Below are 5,193 nucleotides of genomic sequence, written 5' to 3'. Positions count from 1 at the left end.
GATAGACTCAATAAACAGTGGTGGAGTATTTATTTTTATTAAATCACAAACAATAAAAATGTTTATTGTGGATAATTAAAAATAAAGTTAAGACTTTATTTCTTTAGTGTGAAGACATATCCCATAAAGCCCGGAATCATCAGGGTGAGAAACATTGAGAAAGAATAACTGTCACTGTTTTTAATAAATTAAAAGAGGGATTTTATTTTTGTTTATGTTCTAATTTTAACCTCATATAATATTTTGATCTAGCTTATACTTTTCAATTTGAAAATTGTTTGATGAATTTTTCATGTGCTATCTTCATCTGCGTGGATTAACAATTAAATATGATGGGCGAATAGTTAATGAATATAAATATACAAGACAATAATATTAGTATACTCGCTGGCAATTCACGTGTTTATCTTGATCAAGAGGGTAAAATAGTTGTCGAAGCACAACTAAAAGCCTTTGAAGCAGCGCTTGTATTAGCAAAAAAAATCCAAGAGAAATGTGGTCAATTACCAAAAATATCTATAGCTTTCGATCACCGTGGAATATTTCGTTTACAATTCTTGGCAGATAATCTATCTAACTCTCAAAAAAGAAACCCTCGTTTGAGCCAACTCCACACCTCGATTGTAAACGTTTTTTTACCTATAGCTGAAAAGCATCAAATATCACTTGGTGAAATACGAGTTATTCACGAAGATTCCGCTAGACAACACTTAGTTCACATTCTTGCCTCTGAGGAAATCCCCGAAATACTCAAGCAACGTATGGTTGCCAAAAGCACATCAGATTCTAAACCATCAATGTCTGATGTTTCTTATGAAGAGCCAACTCAAAAACTCACCTGCGCAGCTATTACAAAAGAATATTTTGAAAAAGCGGCAGGTAATAATACAGATACCCTTTTGGAAGTATTCTTTGAAGATTGTGTGTGGTCCAGAGCACTCGCATATGCTCGCGGACTCCAACTTAGCCATATGTTAGGTGTTTCCAGTGCTATTCGTCTTAACCTCGTTAGCGAAACGGGTGATGTGAGCCAGGGTGATATAACAATTGCCTAATTATTTTAAATAAAATAATTACATCTTCACATTATAAAATGGAACATTATGCAAACTCTATCCAAATTAATATATCTAGATAATAATGCTACAACTGCATTAGATCCTGAAGTGCTTCAATCTATGATGCCTTATCTTACTAATGAGTATGGTAATGCATCTAGTATCAGCCATGCTTTTGGCTGGAAAGCCAGAAAGGCCGTTGAGCATGCCAGGAAATTAATTTCATCATCAATCAATGCGGTAAGTCCATCGGATATTATATTTACATCTGGCTCAACCGAGTCGATTAATCTTGCCATCACAACTCTTCAGCATAAAAGTAAAAAAGGGCATGTCATCACATCAATGATTGAGCACAAGGCTGTTCTTGATTGTTGCGCTAAACTTGAATCAATGGGAATAGACGTCACCTATGTGCAACCACAAAGTGACGGTGTTGTATCCCCTGCTTCAATACATAGTGCATTGAGAGATGATACTTATCTGGTTTCTATTATGTCGGCAAATAATGAAATTGGTTCATTGCAAAAAATTGAAGAAATAGGCGCTATTTGTAAAGAGCGGGATATAATTTTTCATACTGATGCTACACAGGCGCTTGGAAAAATAGAGTTTGATGTACAACGTATGAATATTAGCTTAGCCTCATTTTCTGCACATAAAATATATGGTCCAAAAGGTATTGGAGCACTTTATATTAACTCGCGCGATAAAAATATTGCTTTATCTCCCCTCATTGTTGGTGGCGGACATGAACGGGGTCTGCGCTCTGGGACTCTTAATGTCCCAGGGATAGTAGGGTTTGGTCGTGCAGTTGAGTTGTCTGTTAAAAACTTACCAGACGAATCACAGAGATTAAGTCACCTGAGAAATATACTGCGGCAATATCTTATTGAAAATGTGGATGGTATTCGGATAAATGGTCATCTAACCGCATGTCTGCCGGGGTTACTTAATGTATCGTTTGAAGGAATAGATGCAGATTCACTGTTGCTTGAGCTTTCTGATATTGCACTGTCCTCAGGGTCTGCATGCACGTCTGCAAACAGAGCTTCATCACATGTGCTGAAGGCTATAGGTGTCAGTAATGAGCACGCTCAAGCCAGTGTACGTTTCGGGTTGGGAAGATTTAACAATGAAGAAGAAATAGACTATGTTTGCCATAAATTGAAAGAAGCAATAAATAAACTGAGGTCTATGGTTCCAAGAGCATTCAGTTCTTAGTGATATAGGATTTGATTTATGCGAACGACATCAGCACTTTTTCTCCTCTTCGGCACGACTTTTACTGCGGGTGGATATGGAGCGACTTTCTTAATTTCTGAATTCTTTCGGTCACAAGGAGGGAGTGATATTGACGCAGGAATGACACTGAGTGTGGCTTTAATCGGCACTTTGTTTGGTGTTCCTTTAGTTGGATGGTTTGCCGGGAGGCTGGAAGCATCGCGTTTCGCAGCCTTAGCAGCTTTATCAGTGTCATGTGGTTATTTTTTTCTCAGCAGTTCCGCGGGTGATCTGAATTACATGCCACGTATAGGCGCGTTTTTGATTGGCTTTGGTTGGGGTATGTTCTATATCAGCGGGCCAATGGCGTTGTCTGAACGTATTTCTGATGCAGATAGAGGATACTGGTTTACACGTTTTAGTGCTTTCCAGATGGCAGGAATTTGTGGTAGCCCAATTTTACTCTACGTTGTTGTTGAACAAGTAAAAATACCTATCCTGATAGCTTTTCTTCTTGTTGGTATTGTTGCTATTTTTGCATCGCTATTTTTCATGGTATTTGGGTTTAGAGAACCCCAGGCTCAACGGGAATTATCATTAAGACCCTGGATAAAGAATATATCGAAGATTGCGGCTACTAGTGCAATCCGTCCGATTATTATGGTAGGACTGGGAGGCTGCGTGTTTTCTGGCATGATGTCGTTCCAGAGTTCAATAGTGGAAGGAACAGATTCAAGAGCCAGCACATTTTTTGCTGTTCATGTAGTGACTGTGGTTATATCACGGCTTCTGCTGGCTCGCTATTTATCAACTGTACCTCGTATTCCACTTGTTATCACACTTATGTCATTTTTAGTTCTGGGTATTTTATTTTTGTTCGGTGTACCTGTTCATTCAGCCTTTCAGATTGTAGCCGCTATTTTAACGGGTCTGGGGTATGGATTGGTATATCCTGTTATCCAAACTTGGGCGATAAACGAATCTGCTCCTGAGAATCGCCATGCAGCGCTTACTTGGTTCGTTGTCTCCTACTTTGTAGGGATATTCGGTTTTCCAATAATAGGTGGCTGGATATTAGTTGAAGCAGGCAAATCCTTATTTATTACTACGCTCGCTGTGATAGCGACTCTTGAGCTTGTTATAGCGTTACCGAGGCGACAATTGGGTCGGGCTGTCCTAGAGAAATAAAAAGGTTCTGTTGGATTCAATCATAACCACCCATATAGCGGGTGGTTATGATTATCTCTTGCTTTATATTGTCTGATTACCTGATATTGTTTTTTTACTCAGATAAAGCCCTAATAACACGCCTATCGCAGACAGCATCAGCATATAGTATGCGGGAGCTAATTGCGTATATTGCATTAACAGAGTGATGATAATCGGTGTTAGTCCGCCAAAAATGGCATAGGCCAGATTGTATGAAAAAGAAATACCGCTGAAGCGGACTTCCGGTGGATAACTGTGAACCATAATAAAAGGTACAGCACCGATAACTCCCACAGAGAACCCTACAATTGCATAAGTACTGTATAGTCTGATGGGATCATGACTGATATTGTGATAGAAGAACCAAGCGGCTGCGCCCAGTAATAAGCTGCCTGCCAATAAAACCTTGCCAGCTCCCCATTTATCGCAGAAATGCCCGACTAATACGCAGCTAATAAAAAGTGACACAATTGCCAGACTGTTGGCTTTCAGCGTCATGGGTTGTTCGAGATGGAAAACTGTCTGCATATAGGTAGGAGTCATCAGGATGACAACGACAATACCCGCAGAAAGAAGCCAGGTCAGCAACATGGAAACAGTAATGGCTCGTTTATGATTCTGAATGACGGATTTCAGGGGTAGACCATCTGATAATGCCTTACGTGCCTGCATTTCCTTAAATATTGGCGTTTCATGCAGCCAGCGACGCAGGTACATGGCACATAGGCCAAAGAGACCACCAAGGAAGAAAGGCAGACGCCACGCCCAGTCTAAAACTTCCTGTTTACTGTAAACCGAAGTAATTGCTGTTGCGACCAGAGAGCCAAGCAAAATACCGAGAGTCAATCCCGCAGTCAGTATTCCGCAGGCAAAACCGATATGTTTACGGGGAACATGCTCTGCAACGAATACCCATGCACCGGGAACTTCACCACCGATTGCCGCTCCTTGCATAATTCGCATAACTAACAGAAGTAGTGGGGCGATGATGCCAATTGTAGCGTAGATCGGTAACATGCCGATAATTAATGTAGGTAAAGCCATTAGCAGGATACTGAGAGAAAACATTTTCTTGCGCCCGACCAGATCACCAAAATGTGCCATGATGATCCCGCCTAAAGGCCGTGCCAGATAACCGGCGGCAAAAATCCCAAAAGTCTGGAGTTGTCGGAGCCATTCAGGAATGTCTGCAGGGAAAAACAGTTCCCCCAGCACGACAGCAAAAAAAACAAAGATAATAAAGTCATAAAACTCTAATGCACCGCCTAAAGCTGCCAGAGAAAGAGTTTTATAATCCTGTTTGTTTAGAGAACGATTGTGATGTTGTGACATAAGGTACCGATTTATAGTTATAAAATATTTTTCATATGAGTTTATATACTTTATGGATCTCAATATGTAGTTAAGGAAACTATATATTGAAAAACAACAGGTATACTGATGATTCTATCAGACTCTAATAAAGCTAAAAACAAATCTAATTTAATATTAAAAGGTATTTAATCTGTAGTTTTTATAAGGTGGGTAACATTATAATATTATAGATGTTAATCTTCGGCTTTAGGTAAAAGACAACTCATTAAACAAAATTGACCCTGTTTCTAAATTTGTGTAATTGCCTGTTTTTGATATGTTTAATTTATCAACTAAAACAGGTGAAAAGATGGACGAGAAACAGTTACAAGCCCTGGCTACTGAGCTG

Annotated in this window: 4 protein-coding genes; 3 read left to right on the top strand and 1 reads right to left on the bottom strand. The window is 39.6% G+C overall.

All coding sequences use genetic code 11. The features are described 5' to 3' along the window. Positions 1-353: 353 nt before the first annotated feature. From AACX68_RS05175 to AACX68_RS05165, 3 genes are read left to right on the top strand one after another with little or no spacing between them, the layout of a single operon-like run. Positions 354-1,055: a hypothetical protein gene (locus tag AACX68_RS05175; RefSeq protein ID WP_339389283.1), complete on the top strand. Its 702-nt coding sequence runs from the start codon at positions 354-356 to the stop codon at positions 1,053-1,055. Between the two features lie 48 nt (positions 1,056-1,103). Then, positions 1,104-2,282, top strand: coding sequence for a cysteine desulfurase family protein (locus tag AACX68_RS05170; RefSeq protein WP_228860753.1), 1,179 nt, complete (start codon positions 1,104-1,106; stop codon positions 2,280-2,282). An 18-nt stretch (positions 2,283-2,300) separates the two neighbouring features. After that, the gene (locus AACX68_RS05165) at positions 2,301-3,470 is read left to right on the top strand and encodes an MFS transporter (RefSeq protein ID WP_228860752.1); all 1,170 of its coding nucleotides are present in this window, start codon (positions 2,301-2,303) and stop codon (positions 3,468-3,470) included. 63 nt (positions 3,471-3,533) lie between these two features. Here AACX68_RS05165 and AACX68_RS05160 read toward each other — a convergent pair whose 3' ends face one another. Further along, positions 3,534-4,823 (bottom strand): MFS transporter, encoded by a 1,290-nt coding sequence (locus tag AACX68_RS05160; protein WP_228860751.1) that lies wholly within the window; start codon positions 4,821-4,823, stop codon positions 3,534-3,536. Between the last annotated feature and the right edge of the window lie 370 nt (positions 4,824-5,193).

This window comes from Xenorhabdus sp. PB61.4 (genome assembly GCF_963894935.1).
GTDB lineage: Bacteria > Pseudomonadota > Gammaproteobacteria > Enterobacterales > Enterobacteriaceae > Xenorhabdus > Xenorhabdus stockiae.
Note: the sequence above shows the minus strand (reverse complement) of the source record. Positions and strands in the feature narration are given on the sequence as shown.